General features: G+C 48.2%; 22 protein-coding genes. All 22 read left to right on the top strand.

The features are described 5' to 3' along the window. Positions 1–25: 25 nt before the first annotated feature. The 22 genes from fliM to frr all read left to right on the top strand — a co-directional run bounded on the left by fliM (position 26) and on the right by frr (position 19,219). Positions 26–1,027 (top strand): flagellar motor switch protein FliM, encoded by a 1,002-nt coding sequence (gene fliM / locus IC21_RS10850; RefSeq protein ID WP_013859099.1) that lies wholly within the window; start codon positions 26–28, stop codon positions 1,025–1,027. Then, positions 1,017–2,135, top strand: a complete 1,119-nt coding sequence (fliY, locus tag IC21_RS10845) for a flagellar motor switch phosphatase FliY (protein WP_029141573.1) — start codon at positions 1,017–1,019, stop codon at positions 2,133–2,135. The genes fliM and fliY overlap by 11 nt, the downstream gene beginning before the upstream one ends. 15 nt (positions 2,136–2,150) lie before the next feature. Next, entirely contained in the window at positions 2,151–2,513 is a 363-nt protein-coding gene (locus tag IC21_RS10840; protein ID WP_029141572.1) for a response regulator, read from the top strand. Between the two features lie 24 nt (positions 2,514–2,537). Beyond that, the gene (locus IC21_RS10835) at positions 2,538–3,221 is read left to right on the top strand and encodes a flagellar biosynthetic protein FliO (protein ID WP_029141571.1); all 684 of its coding nucleotides are present in this window, start codon (positions 2,538–2,540) and stop codon (positions 3,219–3,221) included. Continuing rightward, positions 3,214–3,879: a flagellar type III secretion system pore protein FliP gene (gene fliP / locus IC21_RS10830; RefSeq protein WP_013859103.1), complete on the top strand. Its 666-nt coding sequence runs from the start codon at positions 3,214–3,216 to the stop codon at positions 3,877–3,879. Before IC21_RS10835 ends, fliP begins: the two co-directional genes overlap by 8 nt. A 14-nt stretch (positions 3,880–3,893) precedes the next feature. Further along, positions 3,894–4,163 (top strand): flagellar biosynthesis protein FliQ, encoded by a 270-nt coding sequence (fliQ, locus tag IC21_RS10825; protein WP_014095440.1) that lies wholly within the window; start codon positions 3,894–3,896, stop codon positions 4,161–4,163. Positions 4,164–4,166: 3 nt separating this feature from the next. Then, entirely contained in the window at positions 4,167–4,946 is a 780-nt protein-coding gene (fliR, locus tag IC21_RS10820) for a flagellar biosynthetic protein FliR (protein WP_013859105.1), read from the top strand. After that, positions 4,943–6,025 (top strand): flagellar biosynthesis protein FlhB, encoded by a 1,083-nt coding sequence (gene flhB, locus IC21_RS10815; RefSeq protein WP_017554481.1) that lies wholly within the window; start codon positions 4,943–4,945, stop codon positions 6,023–6,025. The genes fliR and flhB overlap by 4 nt, the downstream gene beginning before the upstream one ends. 31 nt (positions 6,026–6,056) lie before the next feature. Next, a complete protein-coding gene (gene flhA / locus IC21_RS10810; protein WP_035180879.1) occupies positions 6,057–8,099 on the top strand; it encodes a flagellar biosynthesis protein FlhA in 2,043 nt (680 codons plus the stop codon). After that, positions 8,096–9,241: a flagellar biosynthesis GTPase FlhF gene (gene flhF, locus IC21_RS10805; protein ID WP_029141569.1), complete on the top strand. Its 1,146-nt coding sequence runs from the start codon at positions 8,096–8,098 to the stop codon at positions 9,239–9,241. The genes flhA and flhF overlap by 4 nt, the downstream gene beginning before the upstream one ends. Next, positions 9,238–10,098, top strand: coding sequence for a MinD/ParA family protein (locus IC21_RS10800; protein WP_017554484.1), 861 nt, complete (start codon positions 9,238–9,240; stop codon positions 10,096–10,098). Before flhF ends, IC21_RS10800 begins: the two co-directional genes overlap by 4 nt. A 58-nt stretch (positions 10,099–10,156) precedes the next feature. After that, entirely contained in the window at positions 10,157–10,816 is a 660-nt protein-coding gene (locus IC21_RS10795) for a CheB methylesterase domain-containing protein (RefSeq protein ID WP_029141568.1), read from the top strand. Positions 10,817–10,828: 12 nt separating this feature from the next. After that, positions 10,829–12,877, top strand: coding sequence for a chemotaxis protein CheA (locus IC21_RS10790; protein WP_029141567.1), 2,049 nt, complete (start codon positions 10,829–10,831; stop codon positions 12,875–12,877). A 52-nt stretch (positions 12,878–12,929) separates the two neighbouring features. Next, positions 12,930–13,358, top strand: a complete 429-nt coding sequence (locus tag IC21_RS10785; RefSeq protein WP_019721099.1) for a chemotaxis protein CheW — start codon at positions 12,930–12,932, stop codon at positions 13,356–13,358. 11 nt (positions 13,359–13,369) lie between these two features. Then, positions 13,370–14,008 (top strand): chemotaxis protein CheC, encoded by a 639-nt coding sequence (locus IC21_RS10780; RefSeq protein WP_029141566.1) that lies wholly within the window; start codon positions 13,370–13,372, stop codon positions 14,006–14,008. Then, positions 14,001–14,501: a chemotaxis protein CheD gene (locus IC21_RS10775; protein ID WP_029141565.1), complete on the top strand. Its 501-nt coding sequence runs from the start codon at positions 14,001–14,003 to the stop codon at positions 14,499–14,501. Before IC21_RS10780 ends, IC21_RS10775 begins: the two co-directional genes overlap by 8 nt. A 56-nt stretch (positions 14,502–14,557) precedes the next feature. Further along, entirely contained in the window at positions 14,558–15,331 is a 774-nt protein-coding gene (locus IC21_RS10770; RefSeq protein WP_013859116.1) for a FliA/WhiG family RNA polymerase sigma factor, read from the top strand. A 9-nt stretch (positions 15,332–15,340) separates the two neighbouring features. Continuing rightward, positions 15,341–15,886, top strand: coding sequence for a hypothetical protein (locus IC21_RS10765; protein ID WP_029141564.1), 546 nt, complete (start codon positions 15,341–15,343; stop codon positions 15,884–15,886). Between the two features lie 144 nt (positions 15,887–16,030). Further along, on the top strand, positions 16,031–16,786 hold the full coding sequence (gene rpsB, locus IC21_RS10760) for a 30S ribosomal protein S2 (RefSeq protein WP_029141563.1): 756 nt from the start codon (positions 16,031–16,033) through the stop codon (positions 16,784–16,786). A 129-nt stretch (positions 16,787–16,915) separates the two neighbouring features. Further along, complete coding sequence (gene tsf / locus IC21_RS10755) at positions 16,916–17,800, top strand: translation elongation factor Ts (RefSeq protein WP_029141562.1); 885 nt, start codon at positions 16,916–16,918, stop codon at positions 17,798–17,800. Positions 17,801–17,936: 136 nt separating this feature from the next. Continuing rightward, positions 17,937–18,662, top strand: a complete 726-nt coding sequence (gene pyrH / locus IC21_RS10750) for a UMP kinase (RefSeq protein WP_013859120.1) — start codon at positions 17,937–17,939, stop codon at positions 18,660–18,662. Then, positions 18,662–19,219, top strand: a complete 558-nt coding sequence (gene frr / locus IC21_RS10745) for a ribosome recycling factor (protein ID WP_026104870.1) — start codon at positions 18,662–18,664, stop codon at positions 19,217–19,219. Before pyrH ends, frr begins: the two co-directional genes overlap by 1 nt. Positions 19,220–19,263: the final 44 nt, after the last annotated feature.

The raw sequence follows: 19,263 nt of genomic DNA, 5'->3' as shown, positions 1-19,263 counted from the left end.
ATGTATACAAAGGGGGTGGATAAAGTTGCCGGAAGATATTTTATCGCAGTCTGAAATTGATGCGCTGCTATCCGCCCTGTCAACGGGGGAAATGAATGCGGAGGAAATAAAAAAAGAGGAAACCCGGAAAGTCAAAGTATATGATTTCAAGCGGGCGCTCCGGTTTTCAAAAGACCAGATCAGAAGCCTGACAAGAATTCATGAAAACTTCTCAAGGATTCTCACAACCTTTTTATCTGCCCAGCTCCGGACTTACGTGCAGATTTCGGTTGCATCGGCTGACCAGATTCCGTATGAGGAATTTATCCGTTCGATACCGAAAATGACCCTTCTGACGGCTTATGAAGTTCCCCCGCTTGACGGGAATATTATTATGGAAATTAACCCGAACATTGCCTACACGATGATGGATCGAGTGCTGGGAGGGTACGGGGAAAGCATCAATAAAATTGACAAACTCACTGAGATTGAAAAGAAAATCATGACGAGAATTTTTGACCAGACCATCGACCAGTTAAAGGAAGCGTGGAGTGAGATCATCGAAATCAATCCCTTTCTGACTGAACTGGAAGTCAATCCGCAGTTTCTGCAGATGATTTCTCCGAATGAAACCGTGGTCGTTATTTCTCTCAACACGACCATCGGCGATACAAACGGCATGATCAATTTATGCCTGCCGCAAGTGGTGCTTGACCCGATGATGCCGAAATTGTCCGGGCATTATTGGATGCAGCACGCCGGAAAGGAACCGGATCCGGACAATATCCGCCTGCTCGAAGAAGGCATCAAGGAGGCAAAAGTGCCGCTCACCGCCGAACTGGGGACGGCAACGATAAAAATTGAAGACTTTCTGAATTTAGAAATTGGCGACTGTATACGGCTGAACCAAACCATTGAAGAGCCGTTGGTTGTCAAGGTGGATAAAATTCCGAAATTCATCGGGCAGCCAGGCAAGCAAGGCACTAAAATGGCTGTCCAAATCCTGGATATCATAGAGGAAGGGGAAGAAGAAAAGTATGAGCGATGATATGCTGTCGCAAGAAGAAATTGATGCCCTTCTTAACGGCACTGCAAATCTGGAAGACGCAAGCGCCAAAGATGCCCTCCATGTGGAAGATTATCTCGATTCCATGGAAAGGGATGCGCTTGGGGAAATTGGAAATATTTCGTTCGGGAGCTCTGCGACGGCATTGTCCACCCTGCTTTCACAAAAAGTTGAAATTACAACGCCTGAGGTCAGCATTGTCCGGCACGACAAACTGGCGGATGAATTTCCACATCCCTACGTGGCCATTCAGGTGAAATACACGGAGGGCTTTTCCGGCGTGAATGTGCTCGTCATCAAACAATCTGATGCCGCTATTATTGCCGACTTGATGCTGGGTGGAACCGGCGAAAATCCGAGCAGCGAACTGGATGAGATCCATTTGAGCGCGGTACAGGAAGCGATGAATCAGATGATGGGGTCTGCCGCCACCTCGATGTCTACGATTTTTAATAAAAGAATCGATATTTCTCCGCCGGCCGTTTCACTTTTAAATATTTTGGAAGGAGAAGGCACGGATAAGCTCCCGGATCAGGATTTGCTTGTAAAAGTCTCGTTCCGGATTATGATCGGGTCATTAATCGATTCGCAGATCATGCAGCTGTTGCCGCTTTCGTTTGCAAAAAAACTGGTCAGTGATCTCATCCATCCGGAACAACCCGCGGAAGCCTGGAAAAAAGAGGGGGAAAAGCAGCCGGATCAAAATGTACGAGGCCATGCTGCGGAAAAACCGGCTGAGCCTGCTCAAAATGCTGAAAAACAGGAGACGCACCAAAATGTGCAGCCGGCTGTTTTTACGAGTTTTGAAGAAACAGCGCCGCGCGTGGAAACGAAAAATCTGGACATGCTCCTTGACATTCCGCTTGAAGTGACCGTTGAATTGGGCAGGACATCGAAAACAGTAAGGGAAATTCTTGAAATGGGCGCAGGCTCCATTGTAGAACTGGACAAGCTTGCCGGAGAACCCGTGGATATTCTCATCAACCATCAGTTAATCGCCATCGGGGAAGTGGTTGTGATTGATGAGAACTTCGGTGTGCGTGTGACAGATATTGTGAGCCAGAAAGACCGGCTGAAAAAACTGAGATAATGGGGGAAGATTCAAATGGCAAAGAAAATATTGATTGTAGATGACGCTGCGTTTATGCGCATGATGATTAAAGACATTCTGACAAAAAACGGATATGACGTTGTCGCTGAAGCGGCAGACGGCGCACAAGCAATTGAAAAGTATAAGGAACACCGGCCGGATCTTGTGACAATGGATATTACAATGCCGGAAGTGGACGGGATCTGCGCACTGAAGGAGATTAAAAAAATCGACCCGGATGCAAAAGTCATCATGTGCTCGGCAATGGGCCAGCAGGCGATGGTTATTGATGCCATCCAGGCCGGCGCAAAAGATTTTATCGTCAAACCGTTCCAGGCTGACCGTGTGATCGAGGCCATCCAAAAAACGCTCGGCTGACGATGCCAGGAAGGTGACAGTGATTTGCAAAGCCAAGTGACGAAGGGGCTGGTGCTGCTTGGAATTCTGCTTTACCTGTTGTACGGGTTTCCGGCACCCGGCAATGCCCTTGCGGCTTCTTTTAACGGGAATGTGAAAGAATGCATCGACCATCCGAAACAGTGCCAAAAACAATCGGACGGAAAATCCGAAAGTGGGGCTAAACAATCGGAAACGGCAAATCCGGCGGTAACCTTCGGGGATATTGTGCGGATGATCCTCGCACTTATTTTCGTGATTTGTCTACTATACTTTGTTTTAAAATTTGTCAACAAAAGAAGCCGTGCCTATCAAAGCAGTAAAATGATACAGAATTTCGGCGGCACGCCTTTGGGCGGGAACAAGTCGCTGCAAATTGTAAAAGCGGGGGACAGGATTCTTATTTTAGGTGTCGGGGACGATGTGCAGCTTGTCAAAGAAATTGATGACGAGGAAGAGGTCAGGCAGTTCGTTGACCAGTACAATAAAAAGCTCGAGCAGCAACTGGAACCGCGCGATATTGCGACAAGGCTCATAAAAGCTGTGAAAAACAGGGAAACCGGGGCAAAAACAGAAGCAACCCCGTTCGGGCATTTGCTGAAATCGCAAATCAGCGCGATCAGGGAGGAGCGGGCGCAGGCGATGAAAGAATTGGAACAAAGGGAGAAGGAGAAACAGAACGATGAATGAGTTGTTGAATACATTAAGCAGCACATCCGGCGATACGGTTTCCCTTTCGGTCAAAATCCTTTTGCTTATGACTGTTCTTTCATTGGCCCCGAGTATTTTAATCCTGCTGACTTCTTTTACGCGGATTGTCATTGTCCTGTCTTTTGTCCGGACTTCGCTCGGCACGCAGACAGCCCCGCCGAATCAGGTGATCGTAGGGCTTGCGCTGTTTCTGACGTTTTTTATCATGGCCCCGACGTTTCAACAGGTAAACAAACAGGCGCTCACGCCGTTGTTCCATGATAAAGTGACGCTGGAAGAGGCTTATGACAAAGCCCAGAAGCCGTTTAAGGAATTTATGGCGAAACAGACCCGGCAGAAAGACTTGCAGCTGTTTTTAGATTATGCCCATAAAAAGCAGCCAAAGTCAGTGCAGGATATTCCAATGACAACGCTTGTTCCGGCATTTACGATCAGCGAATTAAAGACGGCTTTTCAAATGGGCTTTATGATTTTCATTCCTTTTCTTGTCATCGATATGGTCGTGGCAAGCGTCCTGATGTCCATGGGGATGATGATGCTGCCGCCTGTGATGATCTCGCTGCCTTTTAAAATCTTATTGTTTGTGCTCGTGGACGGATGGTATCTTGTTGTGAAGTCGCTGCTTGAAAGTTTTTAAAGAAGGTGAATGGATTGAGTGAGGAAATGGTCATTTCACTGGCCGAAAAAGGCATCATGGTGACCTTTATGGTCTGCGGCCCGCTTTTGTTGATTGCGCTTGTCGTCGGCATGATTGTTAGCATCTTCCAGGCTGCAACGCAAATCCAGGAACAGACGCTGGCATTTGTCCCGAAAATTGTTGCGGTGCTGCTCGGCCTCGTACTGCTTGGCCCGTGGATGCTGAGCCACATGCTTACATACACAAAAGAAATTTTATCCAATTTAACACAATATATAGGTTAACACATGGATGAACTGATTCCGTCATTCAGCATATTTTTACTCGTTTTCATCAGGGTCACAACTTTTTTTATCATGATGCCGTTGTTTTCCCACAGGAGCGTACCGGCCCGGTTCCGGATCGGCCTTGGTTTCTTTTTGTCCGTCCTTGTGACGTACACAATCCATGCCAAACCGTTCACCATGGACGGTGCCTATTTTTTGCTGATGATCAAGGAAGCACTTGTCGGCCTGCTGCTTGGCTTTACAGCCTATTTCATTTTGTCGGCCGTGCAATTGGCCGGCACGTTTATCGACTTTCAGGCAGGGTTTTCCATGGCCAATGTGATTGATCCGCAATCAGGGGCGCAAACGCCGCTTACCGGGGAATATTTGTACAGTTTTGCGCTGCTTTTATTGCTTTCCCTGAACGGGCACCATCTGCTTTTGGACGGGATTTATTACAGCTATTCGTTTATCCCGCTCGATCAGGCGTGGATCCATCTCGGGTCTTTCAATCTTGCAAAATATTTGGCAACACTTTTGGCCCGTGTGTTTCTCGTCGCTTTTCAAATGTCGGCACCCGTTGTCGCCGTCCTGTTTTTAACGGACATTGCGCTCGGCATCATCGCCCGGACCGTGCCGCAGCTTAATATTTTTGTAGTCGGCTTTCCGGTCAAAATTGCCGTTAGTTTGATCGCGCTGGCGGTGGCAATGGGCACGATTTATATTGCAGTTGAACATCTGTTTGAATGGATGTTTGTTGCGATGCGGAATTGTATGGCACTGTTGGGGGGATCCGTTTGAAGCACCTCTCACTCGATTTGCAGTTTTTCGCAGGGGAGAAAACAGAAAAGGCAACGCCGAAAAAACGGCGTGATGCCCGCAAAAAGGGGCAGACGGCCAAAAGCCAGGATATCGTAACGGCCGTCATGCTTCTGGCGGTGTTTCTGTTCTTGTATTTCGGGGCCTCCTCGATCGGAAGCCCGATGATGGCGCTCTTCCGCCAGGCCTTTTCAAAATACATGCTGCAGGATGTCACGGAGCAAAGCGTTGGCAAATTGATGACCGGCGTCATGAAACAGCTGGCTTCGATGCTTTTGCCAGTCATGGCCGTTGCCCTTTTGGCCGGCGTGATCGGCAATGTGGCCCAAACCGGCCTCCTCTTTACCGGCGAAGGGCTGAAACCGAATATAAACAAAATCAATCCCGTCGCCGGATTAAAACGGATTTTTTCGATCCGGGCGCTTATGGAATTGTTAAAATCCGTTTTAAAAATGGCAGTGGTCGGTGCCGTCGCTTTTTACGTTATTTGGACCAACATCCAGGATATTTCAGGCCTGCCGTTTAAAAGCGCGGGCGATACGCTGGGTGCAGTCGGGCATCTCGCTGTCATAACCGGCATCAGCGCCTCCGTTGCGCTGTTTGTGCTCGCCGTTCTTGATTATTTGTACCAGCGTTTTGACTTTGAAAAAAATATCCGGATGTCCAAACAGGAAATCAAGGAAGAATTTAAAAACATGGAGGGCGACCCGCTGATTAAATCAAAAATCAGGCAAAAACAACGGGAAATGGCCATGCAGAGAATGATGCAGGAAGTGCCGAATGCCGATGTCGTCATTACCAACCCGACGCATTTTGCCGTCTGCCTCCGGTATGATGAAGCAAAGAGTGATGCGCCTATTGTTGTGGCAAAAGGGGCGGATTTCCTTGCTCAAAAAATTAAGTCGGTCGCAAAAGAGCATGACATTGTGATGCTGGAAAACCGGCCGCTGGCGAGGGCACTTTATGAGCAGGTGGAAGTTGGCGGACGCATTCCGGAACAGTTTTTCAAAGCAGTAGCGGAAATTTTGGCGTACGTATACAAAATCAAGCATAAAATTTAAGCTTTTTCACGCAAGTTAGGAGAGAAACCGTATGAGTGCAAGAGATTTGAGAGATATTCCCGTGATCGCAGGTGTCATTTTAATCGTCACCATGCTGATTATCCCGTTTCCGACATGGGCATTGAGCTTTTTAATTATATGTAATATTTCTCTTGCATTAATGGTGCTTTTAATCTCAATGAATATGAAAGAACCGCTCCAGTTTTCCGTCTTTCCGTCGTTGCTGCTCATTTTAACCTTATTCCGGCTCGGACTGAATATCTCAACCACCCGCTCGATCCTTTCCACCGGCAATGCCGGCGGGGTCATTGAGACGTTCGGATCGTTCGTTGTCGGCGGCAACATCGTCGTTGGGCTTGTCGTCTTTACGATTTTGATTATTATCCAATTTATTGTGATTACAAAAGGCGCTGAACGGGTGGCTGAAGTGGCAGCCCGGTTCACGCTCGATGCGATGCCGGGCAAGCAAATGAGCATTGATGCGGACTTGAATGCCGGCATGATATCCGACCAGGAAGCGCGCGCCCGCCGGGAAAAAGTCAGCCGGGAAGCGGATTTTTACGGCGCGATGGACGGTGCCAGCAAATTTGTCAAAGGCGATGCGATTGCCAGCATCATTATCGTTCTCATTAATCTTATTTTCGGGATCATTATCGGCATGACCCAGCTCGGCCTCTCCATCAGTGATGCCGCGAGCCAGTTTTCGCTGATGACCGTCGGGGACGGCATTGTCAGCCAGGTGCCGGCGCTGCTCATTTCCACAGCAACCGGGATCGTGGTCACGAGGGCGGCATCAGACGGCAATCTTGGCCAGGACGTAATGGCGCAGATGTTGTCTTATCCAAAAATGCTGTATATCGCGGGAGGCACGATTTTTTTGCTTGGCCTGTTTACGCCGATTAATGATTTTTTAACTATGACGGTGGCAGCGGCTCTTTTCATCGGTGGTTTCCGGCTTCAGCAAGTCCCGAAAAAAACGGAACAGGAAAGCGCGGAGAAAGCGGAAGAACTTCAGTCTGAAGAATTGAAAAGCCCGGAAAGCGTCATGAGCCTGCTCGATATTGACCCGATCGAATTCGAATTCGGCTACGGCCTGATCCCGCTTGTTGATGCCAACCAGGGAGGCGATTTGCTTGACAGGATTGTCATGATCCGCAGGCAGCTCGCCATCGAACTCGGCGTTGTCATTCCGGTTGTCCGGATCCGCGATAATATCCAGCTTGAGCCGAATGAGTACCGGTTGAAAATAAACGGGAATGAACTTGCCAAAGGCGAGCTTCTTCTCGACCACTATTTGGCGATGGCACCCGGCGAAGATGACGGCTCCGTTGAGGGCATTGAGACGGTCGAGCCGGCTTTTGGAATGCCGGCAAAATGGGTCACGGAAGAACAAAAAGAACAGGCGGAAATGATGGGCTACACGGTCGTGGATCCTCCGACGGTTGTCTCGACCCATATTACGGAAATGATCCGTCAAAACGCGTATATGCTGCTCGGAAGGCAGGAAACAAAAGCATTGATTGACCATTTGAAAGAGTCGTACCCGGTGCTTGTGGAAGAGGTGACACCGAACCCGTTGTCCGTCGGCGATATCCAGAAAGTGCTGGCGAATCTTTTGAAAGAAAATGTTTCCATCCGAAAACTGCCGGTTATCTTTGAAACGTTAGCCGACTATGGTAAATTAACAACAGATACTGATTTGCTGACGGAATACGCCCGCCAAAGCCTTGCGCGGCAAATTACGGCGCAATATGCGCAAGACGGGCAATTAAAAGTCATCACCGTTTCGGGAAAAGTGGAAAAATTGATTGCGGACGGCATCCAGCGCACGGAGCACGGCAACTATCTTTCTCTGGATCCGTCCGTGTCGCAAAAAATTGTGGAATCCGTTTCACAGCAGGTTGAAAGGGTATCGCTGACCGGCAGTTCCGCGGTCATCCTTTGTTCGCCTGCCATCCGCATGTATTTGCGGCAAATGATTGAACGGTTCTTTCCCCAGGTGCCGGTTCTTTCCTATAATGAACTGGAAGCAAACGTTGAGGTACAAAGCACAGGGCTGGTGAACATAGAATGAAAATCAAAAAGTTTATGGCGCCCAATATGTCTGAAGCAATGAAACAGATCCGCCTTGAGCTCGGGGACCAGGCCGTCATTTTAAATTCAAAAGTGGTCCAGCGCAAAGGCTTTCTCGGATTTATGAAAAAGCGCAACATCGAAGTGATTGCAGCTGTTGATCCGGATGCCGGAAAAAATGGCACGGTACAAACGGCCCCCGCCTATAGCCTGAAAACCGAACGGGGTGAAAAACCCGCGCGCGCGCCGGATGCTTCCGTCCGTTCCGAAAAAGAAAGCCTGAAAAAAGAAATCGCAGAGCTGAAAAAAGTGGTCCGTGAAGTGTCGAAATTTGCCAATCCCGCTTACCAAAAGTATCCGCTGCCGGTTCAAAAACGATTAAACTCAGGTTCGCAGCAAGGGCTGGATGAATCGTTGCTGCTTGAGATCGGGGATGCCCTGTATGAAGAATGGGAGAAAGCAAACGGCAATCTGGCGGAAGAAGAAATTTTAAAACAAGCGAAGGCACTGCTTCAAAAAAAGCTGTCCCGTTTTACTTACGGGAGAGGCCGGAGAAAGTACGTGAACCTGATCGGGCCAACCGGTGTCGGAAAAACGACGACACTCGCCAAAATGGCTGCCCGGGCCGTGCTCGAAAGAAAAGAAAAAATTGCTTTCATTACAACGGATACGTACCGGATTGCAGCGATTGAACAATTAAAAACGTATGCAAACCTGCTGAATGTTCCGCTCGAAGTAATCTATAAATTGTCCGATTTCAAAAAAGCGATCGATAAATTTTCCGATTTTGACCGCATTTTTATCGATACCGCCGGCCGGAATTACAGGGAGCGGCAATATGTCCGTGAACTTTCTGGGCTTATCGATTTTCAAGCGGAAATGGACACCTTTCTGACGCTGTCTTTAACGATGAAAGAGAAAGATATGAAAGAAGTTGTTGACAGTTTTCAAAGCATCAGGATTGACCGGTTTATTTTCACCAAGCTGGATGAGACATCCACTTACGGCGCTGCGGTCAATTTAATGGAGCAGTATGGAAAAGGCTGTGCGTATGTGACAAACGGCCAGGATGTCCCGGATGATATGCTCGAGGCAACCCCCGGTATTTTTGCCGAATACGTATTTGGGGAGAACGGCAAATGAGAGACCAGGCAGAACAGCTGCGCGCAAAGTTAAAAATGCAACACGGGGTCCCGGCAAAAACGCTCGCAGTCGCAAGCGGAAAGGGCGGGGTCGGGAAGTCCAATATTTCGGTTAATTTGGCAATGGCACTTGCGGGAAAGGGAAAAAAAGTCCTTTTATTTGACCTGGATGTCGGCATGGGCAATATCCATGTCTTGCTCGGGCTTGATGCGTCGTATACGATCTCGGACTTTATCAACCGGAATATCCCGCTTGCCCAAATTATATGCGGCGGGCCGGCCGGCATTTCCTATATTTCTGCCGGCAACGGGTTTGCTCAAATTGTCGAGATGGAAGAAGCTGCTGTAAGCAGGCTTGTCACAGAGCTCGAACTGCTCCAGTATGATTTTGATTACATCATTTTCGATATGGGTGCCGGCGCTGCGCCTTCAAGCCTTAAAGTATTGCTTTCGGCTGATGATATTTTTATTGTCACAACTCCTGAGCCGACTGCGATTACCGATGCTTATTCGATGATGAAATATATTTACATGCAGCAATTCAGCACCTCCCTATATTTAATTTGCAACCGGGCGGAAAAAGAAAAAGACGGAATGTTGACGTTAAACAGGCTTCAATTTACAGTCAGGAAATTTTTAGGAAAAGAAGTAAACATTCTCGGCGTTGTGCCGGAAGATCCGCATGTAAAAAAAGCCGTATCAAGGCAGCTGCCGTTTTACAGTGCATTTCCGCATTCAGCGGCTGCAAGAAGAATCGATGAATTGCTTAACCGTTATGTATCTGGCAATCCGGACGGGCCCGGCCCGCGCGCCCCGGTATTTATGCGGAAACTGAAGGGGCTTTTGCTGAAACATTAAACATGCATGGCAATAACAGGGCAATGAATGACAGTTTTGAAAAACAGGGGGCAGATTTGTGAAATGGGAAAAACGTAAAGGAAGCGAACCGGAAAAAAACAAGCAACCTTTGTCCGATCCTGTTCAAAGCGGACGGATAGCACGGAAAAAATTGGTTTGCATCGGAACATCGACCGGAGGCCCGCGCGCTCTGCAAACCGTCCTTTCTTCCCTGCCCGGGAATTTGGAAGCGCCTGTTCTGGTTGTCCAGCATATGCCAAGCGGATTTACAAAGTCGCTTGCCAGCCGGCTGAATGCCATTTCAAACATCAGGGTGAAAGAAGCCGAGGATGGCGAAATGCTCAAGCCGGGGGCGGTTTATATTGCGCCCGGGGACTTCCATATGGGCGTGGAGGCGCGCGGCGCACATCTCTTTATCCGGCTTGAGCAATCCGCGCCGGTTAACGGGCACAGGCCGGCTGTGGATAAAACATTTGGATCGGTGAGCATGCTGAAAAACTATGAAACACTTGCCGTCATCATGACCGGGATGGGTTCAGACGGAACAAAAGGTTTGATCGCGTTAAAGAATCGCGGGCATGTAAGAGCGATTGTCGAAGCGGAAGAAAGCTGCATCGTTTACGGCATGCCGAGAAGTGCCATTGCCGCGAAAGTGGTGGATGAAGTTTTGCCGCTGGAAAAAATTGCGGAGGCAATCATGAAATTTATTAGTGATTAGGGTGTGGTATAGATGGAAATGAGCCAGTACTTGGAAGTGTTTATTGAAGAAAGCAGGGAACATATCCAGTCGTTAAACGAAAATGTGCTGCTGCTTGAAAAAAGCCCGGATGACTTGCAAATTGTCAATGAAATTTTCCGTTCCGCCCACACATTGAAAGGGATGTCGGCAACAATGGGGTATGAAGACCTCGCCAACCTGACTCATAAGATGGAAAATGTGCTTGATGCCATTCGGAACGGGAAGCTGTCTGTAACACCGGACATTATCGATGTGATTTTTACTGCGGTGGACCATCTGGAAGCGATGGTGGAATCGGTTGCAAACGGCGGGGACGGCAAAATGGATGTGAGCGGGACAATCGCCCGCCTGGAAGCGGCAGAACAGGGTTCGGCCGGAGAGAAGAAGGCGGAGAAAGAAGCTTCGGCCGCCACAGCGGAAAAGGCGGAAACAGAGGAAGACGAATTTGACCAGTACGAACAGGCCGTGATTGTTCAATCAGAAGAACAAGGGTACAGCTGTTACCAGTTCACGGTAATATTGCGCAGCGATTGCCTTTTAAAAGCGGCGCGGGTATTCATGGTATTTGATATCCTTGAAAAATGCGGCGAGATTATCCATTCTGATCCGCCGGCCGACCAGCTGGAAGAAGAGCAGTTCGACAATGAATTTAAGGTGACGCTGATCTCAAAAGAGGACAGGGAAGAGATCCGCCAAAAAATCTGTAAAGTATCAGAGATTGAAGATGTCAAAGCAAGCACCGTGACCCTCTCAAAACCGGAGAGCGGACAACACCTGGAAACGGCAGAACCGGAGAAACCGGCAGCAGAAGAGAAAAAACAGGCTGCACCGGACATAGCGGAAAAGCAGCCGCAAAAACCGGCGAAAAAGCATCCGCAAAAACAGAAACATACAACGAAGACGATCCGTGTGAACATCGAGCGGCTGGATAATCTGCTGAATCTATTTGAAGAGCTGGTCATTGACCGCGGGCGCCTCGAACAAATTGCAAAAGAAGTGAACCATCCGGAGCTCAATGAAACCGTTGAAAGGATGTCCAGAATTTCCGGCGACTTGCAAACGATCATTTTGAACATGCGGATGGTGCCGGTCGAAACGGTGTTTAACCGTTTTCCGCGGCTTGTCCGCCAGCTGGCAAGAGAATTGCACAAAAAAATGGATCTCGACATTATCGGTGCCGAAACAGAACTAGACCGCACCGTCATTGATGAAATCGGCGACCCGCTTGTCCATCTGATCCGGAATTCGTGCGACCACGGCATTGAACAACCGGAAGAAAGAAAGCGGGCAGGAAAGCCGGAAACAGGGACCATTACGTTAAAAGCTTACCACAGCGGCAACCATGTGTTTATTGAAATCGAAGACGACGGCGCCGGCATTAACCGTGAAAAAGTGCTGGAAAAAGCCATTGAAAAAGGCATTGTCAAAAAGGAGGAAGCCGGCAGTTTAACAGACAGCCAGATTTATAACCTGATTTTTGAATCCGGTTTTTCAACCGCTGACCATGTATCTGATATTTCCGGCCGTGGTGTCGGGCTGGATGTGGTGAAATCAACTATTCAATCATTGGGCGGCTCGATTTCTGTCCATTCCGCAGAAGGGCGCGGATCCGTCTTTACGATTCAGCTGCCGCTTACCCTGTCGATCATTTCCGTCATGCTCGTGGAAATCGGGACGGAAAAATATGCTGTCCCGTTATCCTCTATTGTAGAGACGGCCATTATTAAGAAGGGCGAAATATTAAAAGCGCATCACCAAAAAGTGATCGATTTCCGGGGCAAAGTGGTGCCGCTTGTCTTTTTAAATGAAATATTTGAAGTTCCGGACGCAAAGCAAAATGATGAATATGTCTCCGTACTGATTGTGCGGAAAGGGGAAAAACTGGCTGCGTTTGTGGTGGACGCCTTTATCGGCCAGCAGGAAATCGTATTAAAATCTTTAGGGAATTATTTAACGAATGTATTTGCCATTTCCGGGGCCACCATTCTTGGAAACGGCCAGGTTGCCCTTATCATCGACAGCAATGCGCTGATTAAATAGAAAACAGGGTGCTTGCCGCCCACTTCATTGCCCAGGAAAGAGGTTGAGATCGTTGGAGAAAGTGATCGTATTTCAGTTAAATGATAAAGAGTATGCCCTGCCGGTTACGCAGGTTTTGGCCATTGAAAAGCTGCAGCATATTACAAGAGTGCCGCTTACCGCTCCTTTTATACTTGGCGTGATGAATTTGCGCGGTGTCATTATCCCGGTCATTGATCTGAAAAAACGGTTTGGCATGGAGGATGACACGGGCGCTGATACGGAGGAACGCAAGCTGATCATCGTCCGGTTTGGAGAGATTGAAACGGGCCTGCTTGTGGACGAGGCGACGGATGTCCTGGATATCGACGAAAAAAAAGTGGAACCCGAGCCGGAAGTGGTAAACGCGGGCAAAGAGGACTTTATTTCCGGTGTGGCGAATATAAACCAGAGGCTTTTGCTGCTGCTTGATTTAGAAAAAACTTTAACGCCATTACAATAGGGGTATTTTAAATGGATATTAAAAATAAAATCACAAATCTTCACCTTGATGTCTTAAAAGAAATCGGGAATATCGGAGCGGGGCATGCCGCAACGGCACTTTCCAAATTGCTGCATAAAAAAATCAAAATGACGGTTCCGGATGTCCATATTGCTTCTTTTGAAGAAATCATGGATCTGATCGGCGGTGCTGAGCTCGTTGTGGTGAGCGTGTTTTTACGGATTCAAGGCGATGCACCCGGCAATATTTTTTTCATCGTGCCGGTTGCCCAGGGCGAACGATTCATTAAAGAAATGATCGGAGATCCGTCGTTTTCTTTTGAAAAACCGCCTTATCCGGAGCTCGGGCTGTCGGCGATGCTGGAGCTGGGCAATATTTTGTCGGGGTCTTATTTAACGGCGCTTTCCAATTTTACGAAGCTGGATATGCTGCCTTCCGTCCCGGCGCTCAGCATTGATATGTTCGGATCCATTATCAGCTACGGTTTGATTGAACTGTCCCAGGTCAGCGATTATGCCATCGTGATTGATACGGTGCTGAGCGATGAGCAGGCGGAAAATTCCGATATGAAGGGGCATTTTTTCCTCTTTCCGGATCCGGATTCTTATGAAATCCTGTTCCGTGCGCTAAGGGTTGAATTAAATGGATAGCGAAATGAACATCGTCAAAGTGGGCATTGCGGAAATGAAGATTGTCACTTCTCCCGGCCTGATCAGGACCACCGGGCTTGGATCATGCGTTGGCGTCGTCCTGTACGATTTGCCGGCCAAAACAGCCGGGCTTGCCCATGTGATGCTGCCTTCATCCTTCATTGCGAAGAACGGGGAGCATATGAATAAAGCAAAATTTGCGGATACCGCCATTTTTGAGCTGATCGGCATCCTGAAAAGCGTAGGCTGCCACCAGAGCAGGCTGTTGGCAAAAATCGCCGGCGGAGCCGAAATGTTTTCTTTTTCTTCCATGAATGAAGCAATGCGGATTGGGCCGCGCAATGTCGAGGCTGTAAAACACGAACTGAAAAAGTACCGCATTCAATTGGTGGCCGAAGATACCGGGGGGAAAAGCGGCCGCACGATTGAATTTAACCCGGAAAATGCCGTGCTGACCGTGAGAACGGTCAACCAGGGATCTGTCGAAATATAATAGGGGCCGCCCCTTTGTTTTCGGGAAAAGGCAATGGCAACAAGGAGGGATGCGATATGGCGGAGGAGCCAATACAGGGTGAAGAGCAGAAAGACTGGGATTTGTGGCTTAAATCCCGTGATCCGGAAGCCGGGAATGCCCTTGTGAAAAGATATATGCCGCTTGTTTCTTTCCATGTCCAAAGAATTGCCGCCGGGCTTCCCCGCAACGTATCGAAAGAGGATTTAAAAAGCCTCGGCATGTTCGGGCTTTTGGATTCATTAAACAAATTTGATCCGTCCCGCGAACTGAGATTTGATACATATGCTTCTTTTCGGATCCGCGGCGCGATTTTGGACGGCCTGCGGAAAGAAGACTGGCTGTCAAGGGGCACGAGAGAAAAAGCGAAAAAAATTGAAAGTGCCATTGAAAAGCTGGAGCAGAAATACTTGCGCGCCGTTTCTCCGAAAGAAGTCGCTTTGGAGCTTGGCATGGAAGAAACGGAAGTCTGCACAACGATGAATGAACAGTTTTTTGCCAATGTCCTGTCAATAGAAGAAACGGGCACCGACAATGATGAACCGGAAGCGGCATCCCGGCTCGTGTCCGGGGAACGGAATAATGGCCAGCCAGAATCCGAACTGGAAAAGAAGGAAACCGTAAAGGAACTGGCAGAGGCCATCCGTGCCCTGTCGGAAAAAGAGCAGCTTGTGCTGGGCCTCTTTTATCAGGAAGAATGCACGCTGACAGAAATCGGCGAAGTGATGGGGCTTTCCACTTCCCGCATTTCCCAGATCCATTCGAAGGCCATTTATAAACTGCGGAATATTTTGGAAAAACGGTTGCTGTAATCAGAGGGGGTGAATCAAACGGTTATTTTTTTCCTCATTCTTTCTTTCCTATTTAATGCGCTCTCCATTTTTGCCATCATCCTGCTCTATTTACGGCAAAACCGCTTTGCTCGGGCAGAACAGAACGTCAATAAAATGGTAAAGGAAATCGAAGACATCTTTTCCGTATACCTGATGGAGCTAAAAGAAGAAAACGATGCTTTTATCAAAAAAATGAAAGCAGGCAGGATGAAGGAGACCGGGCCGGCGGAAAAAGCAGGGCCGGAAACGGAACAGCCGGCTCCAGAAACAAAAAAGCCGCCTGAAACAGGAGAAACAGCGGGACCGAAGCCGGACGCGCTCATCCGGACGTCCGCAAACCGGGCGTACCGGAATGCGGCCCGGCAAATTTCAGGGGAACAAAGCGAAGGGCAGCTTCAGGAAGAAAAAAGCCTTTTGCAAAAAGTGAATGATTTGCAACAAAACGGGTATACTGTTGATGAAATTGCCCAAAAATTAAATAAAGGCCGCACGGAAATCGAGCTGCTTCTAAAATTTCAGACAGGACGCGGATAATGCTTGATTCGCATTTTTTTTTATGTTATAGTAATCGTTGGTGTTATCACACACGCTTCATGATTTAAAGGACGGTGCTGCTTTTAAGCGGTCTCCTTTTGAAAAGGATTGGGGCGGAGGAAAAAAACCATAGGAGGAAATAAAATGTCAGTGATCTCAATGAAACAGCTGCTCGAAGCCGGTGTCCATTTCGGCCACCAGACGCGCCGCTGGAATCCGAAAATGAAAAAATACATTTTCACGGAGCGGAACGGCATCTATATTATTGACCTGCAAAAAACGGTCAAAAAAGTGGAAGAAGCTTACAACTTTGTAAAAGAACTTGCAGGAAACGGTGGAAATATTCTGTTCGTCGGCACGAAAAAACAGGCCCAGGAATCCGTTAAAGATGAAGCAGAACGTTCCGGCATGTTTTACGTGAACCACCGCTGGCTTGGCGGAACTTTAACCAACTTTGAAACGATCCAAAAACGGATTGACCGTTTGAAACAAATCGAAAAAATGGAAGAAGACGGCACGTTCGATGTCCTTCCGAAAAAAGAAGTCGTCCAGTTGAAAAAAGAACACGACCGTTTGGTGAAATTCCTTGGCGGCATTAAAGATATGCGGAACCTGCCGGATGCTTTGTTTGTGATCGACCCGCGCAAAGAACGCATCGCGGTGGCGGAAGCAAGAAAATTAAACATTCCGATTATCGGGATTGTGGATACAAACTGCGATCCGGATGAAATTGACTATGTCATTCCGGCAAACGATGATGCGATCCGTGCAGTCAAACTTTTGACCAGCAAAATGGCGGATGCCATTGTGGAAGCAAAACAGGGTGAAGAAGGCGCTGCTGAAGTTTCGACTGAATCCGGCGAAGCAGCGGGCACGGAAGAAACGACTGTCGAAGCCTGATCCGTTTTCCGGCCGGGGTTTGACAGCACCGCACCTTACCAAAAATATCCCAATGAAAAAAGGTGATAAGAAGGTTTGTGCTTATCACCTTTTTTAGGGAGACGTACATAACCTGAAGGAGGAAATCCGATGGCAATTACAGCTCAAATGGTGAAAGAACTGCGTGAAAAAACCGGCGCAGGTATGATGGACTGCAAAAAAGCACTGACAGAAACGAACGGCGATATGGAAAAAGCAGTGGACTATCTTCGTGAAAAAGGGATTGCAAAAGCGGCGAAAAAGGCAGACCGCGTTGCTGCAGAAGGAACCACTTACGTATTAAGCGAAGGCAACCACGCCGTTATTCTCGAAGTCAATGCTGAAACAGACTTTGTTGCAAAAAATGCAGAATTCCAAAACCTTGTAAAAGAAATCGCTGAACATTTGCTCAAAAGCAAACCGGCCGATCTGGATACCGCTTTACAATCAACAATGGCAAACGGATCGACTGTCAATGATTTTATTACACAGGCGATTTCCAAAATCGGTGAAAAAATTTCGCTCCGCCGTTTTGCCCTGAAAACGAAAACAGATAACGGCGCATTCGGCGAATACCTTCACATGGGCGGCCGCATCGGCGTGCTCACCGTTCTTGAAGGCACAACCGATGCTTCTGTTGCAAAAGACGTAGCCCTTCACGTGGCAGCGATGAATCCGAAATACATCTCCCGCGACCAGGTTTCGGAAGCAGAAGTGTCCCATGAACGCGAAGTATTAAAACAACAGGCGCTGAACGAAGGCAAACCGGAAAAGATTGTGGAAAAAATGGTGGAAGGGCGCTTGAAGAAATACTTCGAGGAAATTTGTGTGGCAGACCAGGCGTTTGTCAAAAACCCGGATCAAACGGTTGGGCAGTTTGTCGCTTCCCATAACGCAAAAGTGGCAGATTTTGTCCGTTATGAAGTCGGCGAAGGCATTGAAAAACGCCAGGAAAACTTTGCTGAAGAAGTCATGAATCAAGTGAAGAAAAACTAGTTTTAAAAAGGGGAACACAGTGTGTTCCTCTTTTTAAAAGAAGGCAGGAGCAGGATTTTAACCTTGCAAAAAAATGCCCCGTTTACTGGCAAAGATGGACCGGGGAAATTTTACATAACCATATTGGAGGTTCAAAATGGACACCCCTAAATATAAACGTGTCGTATTGAAACTAAGTGGCGAGGCATTGGCCGGAGAGCAGGGCTTTGGGATCCATCCGACGGTCATCCAGTCCGTCGCACGGCAAGTAAAAGAAATTGTCGAGCTTGGCGTTGAAGTGGCGATTGTCGTCGGCGGCGGCAATATTTGGCGTGGCAAGATCGGCAGCCAGATGGGAATGGACAGGGCAACAGCCGATTATATGGGCATGCTCGCCACTGTCATGAATGCAATGGCCCTTCAGGACAGCCTGGAACAGAGCGGCGTGGAAACACGCGTGCAGACTTCCATTGATATGCGCCAGGTGGCAGAGCCTTATATCAGAAGGCGGGCCATCCGCCATCTGGAAAAAGGGCGTGTCGTTATTTTTGCCGCCGGCACCGGCAATCCGTTTTTCTCCACCGATACGACCGCCGCGCTGCGTGCAGCAGAAATTGAAGCCGATGTCATTTTGATGGCAAAAAATAATGTGGATGGTGTTTATTCTGCTGATCCGAAACTGGACAAAGACGCTGTTAAATATGAAGAGCTTTCATATCTGGATGTCATCAAAGATGGCCTCGCTGTCATGGACTCCACTGCGTCCTCTTTATGTATGGACAATGACATCCCGCTTATAGTATTCTCAATTATGGAGGAAGGAAACATCAAACGCGCCGTCTTGGGCGAAACCATTGGGACAATCGTTAGGGGGAAAATATGATGGCAAATCAGGTCATTGACACTGCAAAAGATAAAATGGCAAAAGCAATCCAAGCTTTTCAGCGCGAACTCGGCTCCATCCGGGCGGGGCGTGCAAACGCGGCCCTGCTCGATAAAATCACGATAGATTACTACGGCGCCAGGACACCTGTAAACCAGCTTGCGTCCATTTCCGTGCCGGAAGCGCGCCTTATGGTGATCCAGCCGTATGATAAAACGGTGCTGGGTGAAATTGAAAAGGCCATTTTAAAATCGGATCTCGGCCTTACGCCGAATAATGACGGATCCGTGATCCGCCTTTCCATCCCGCCTTTAACGGAAGAACGGAGAAAAGAACTGGTGAAGCTCATCAAAAAAGAAGCAGAAGAAGCAAAAGTTGCGATCCGCAATGTGCGCCGCGATGCCAATGATGAGCTGAAAAAGCAGGAAAAAAACGGCGAGATTACTGAAGACGAGCACCGCGGCTTTGCGGAAGACGTCCAGAAAATCACCGACCAGCACATCCAAAAAATCGATAAAATGACAAAAACAAAAGAGCAGGAAATCATGGAAGTCTGACTGCCGGACAAAAAACTTCCGTTGGCAAGCGGCCAATGGAAGTT

The organism is Heyndrickxia coagulans DSM 1 = ATCC 7050 (assembly GCF_000290615.1).
Taxonomy (GTDB): domain Bacteria; phylum Bacillota; class Bacilli; order Bacillales; family Bacillaceae_C; genus Weizmannia; species Weizmannia coagulans.
This window is presented reverse-complemented; position numbering and strand designations above follow the sequence as displayed.

Bases quoted from the DNA above. Each gene is read 5' to 3' on its own strand.
- fliY (WP_029141573.1), top strand. From the start codon at position 1,017: ATGAGCGATGATATGCTGTCGCAAGAAGAAATTGATGCCCTTCTTAAC.
- IC21_RS10840 (WP_029141572.1), top strand. From the start codon at position 2,151: ATGGCAAAGAAAATATTGATTGTAGATGACGCTGCGTTTATGCGCATG.
- fliP (WP_013859103.1), top strand. From the start codon at position 3,214: ATGAATGAGTTGTTGAATACATTAAGCAGCACATCCGGCGATACGGTT.
- fliR (WP_013859105.1), top strand. From the start codon at position 4,167: ATGGATGAACTGATTCCGTCATTCAGCATATTTTTACTCGTTTTCATC.
- flhA (WP_035180879.1), top strand. From the start codon at position 6,057: ATGAGTGCAAGAGATTTGAGAGATATTCCCGTGATCGCAGGTGTCATT.
- flhF (WP_029141569.1), top strand. From the start codon at position 8,096: ATGAAAATCAAAAAGTTTATGGCGCCCAATATGTCTGAAGCAATGAAA.
- IC21_RS10800 (WP_017554484.1), top strand. From the start codon at position 9,238: ATGAGAGACCAGGCAGAACAGCTGCGCGCAAAGTTAAAAATGCAACAC.
- IC21_RS10790 (WP_029141567.1), top strand. From the start codon at position 10,829: ATGGAAATGAGCCAGTACTTGGAAGTGTTTATTGAAGAAAGCAGGGAA.
- IC21_RS10780 (WP_029141566.1), top strand. From the start codon at position 13,370: ATGGATATTAAAAATAAAATCACAAATCTTCACCTTGATGTCTTAAAA.
- IC21_RS10775 (WP_029141565.1), top strand. From the start codon at position 14,001: ATGGATAGCGAAATGAACATCGTCAAAGTGGGCATTGCGGAAATGAAG.
- IC21_RS10770 (WP_013859116.1), top strand. From the start codon at position 14,558: ATGGCGGAGGAGCCAATACAGGGTGAAGAGCAGAAAGACTGGGATTTG.
- rpsB (WP_029141563.1), top strand. From the start codon at position 16,031: ATGTCAGTGATCTCAATGAAACAGCTGCTCGAAGCCGGTGTCCATTTC.
- tsf (WP_029141562.1), top strand. From the start codon at position 16,916: ATGGCAATTACAGCTCAAATGGTGAAAGAACTGCGTGAAAAAACCGGC.
- pyrH (WP_013859120.1), top strand. From the start codon at position 17,937: ATGGACACCCCTAAATATAAACGTGTCGTATTGAAACTAAGTGGCGAG.
- frr (WP_026104870.1), top strand. From the start codon at position 18,662: ATGGCAAATCAGGTCATTGACACTGCAAAAGATAAAATGGCAAAAGCA.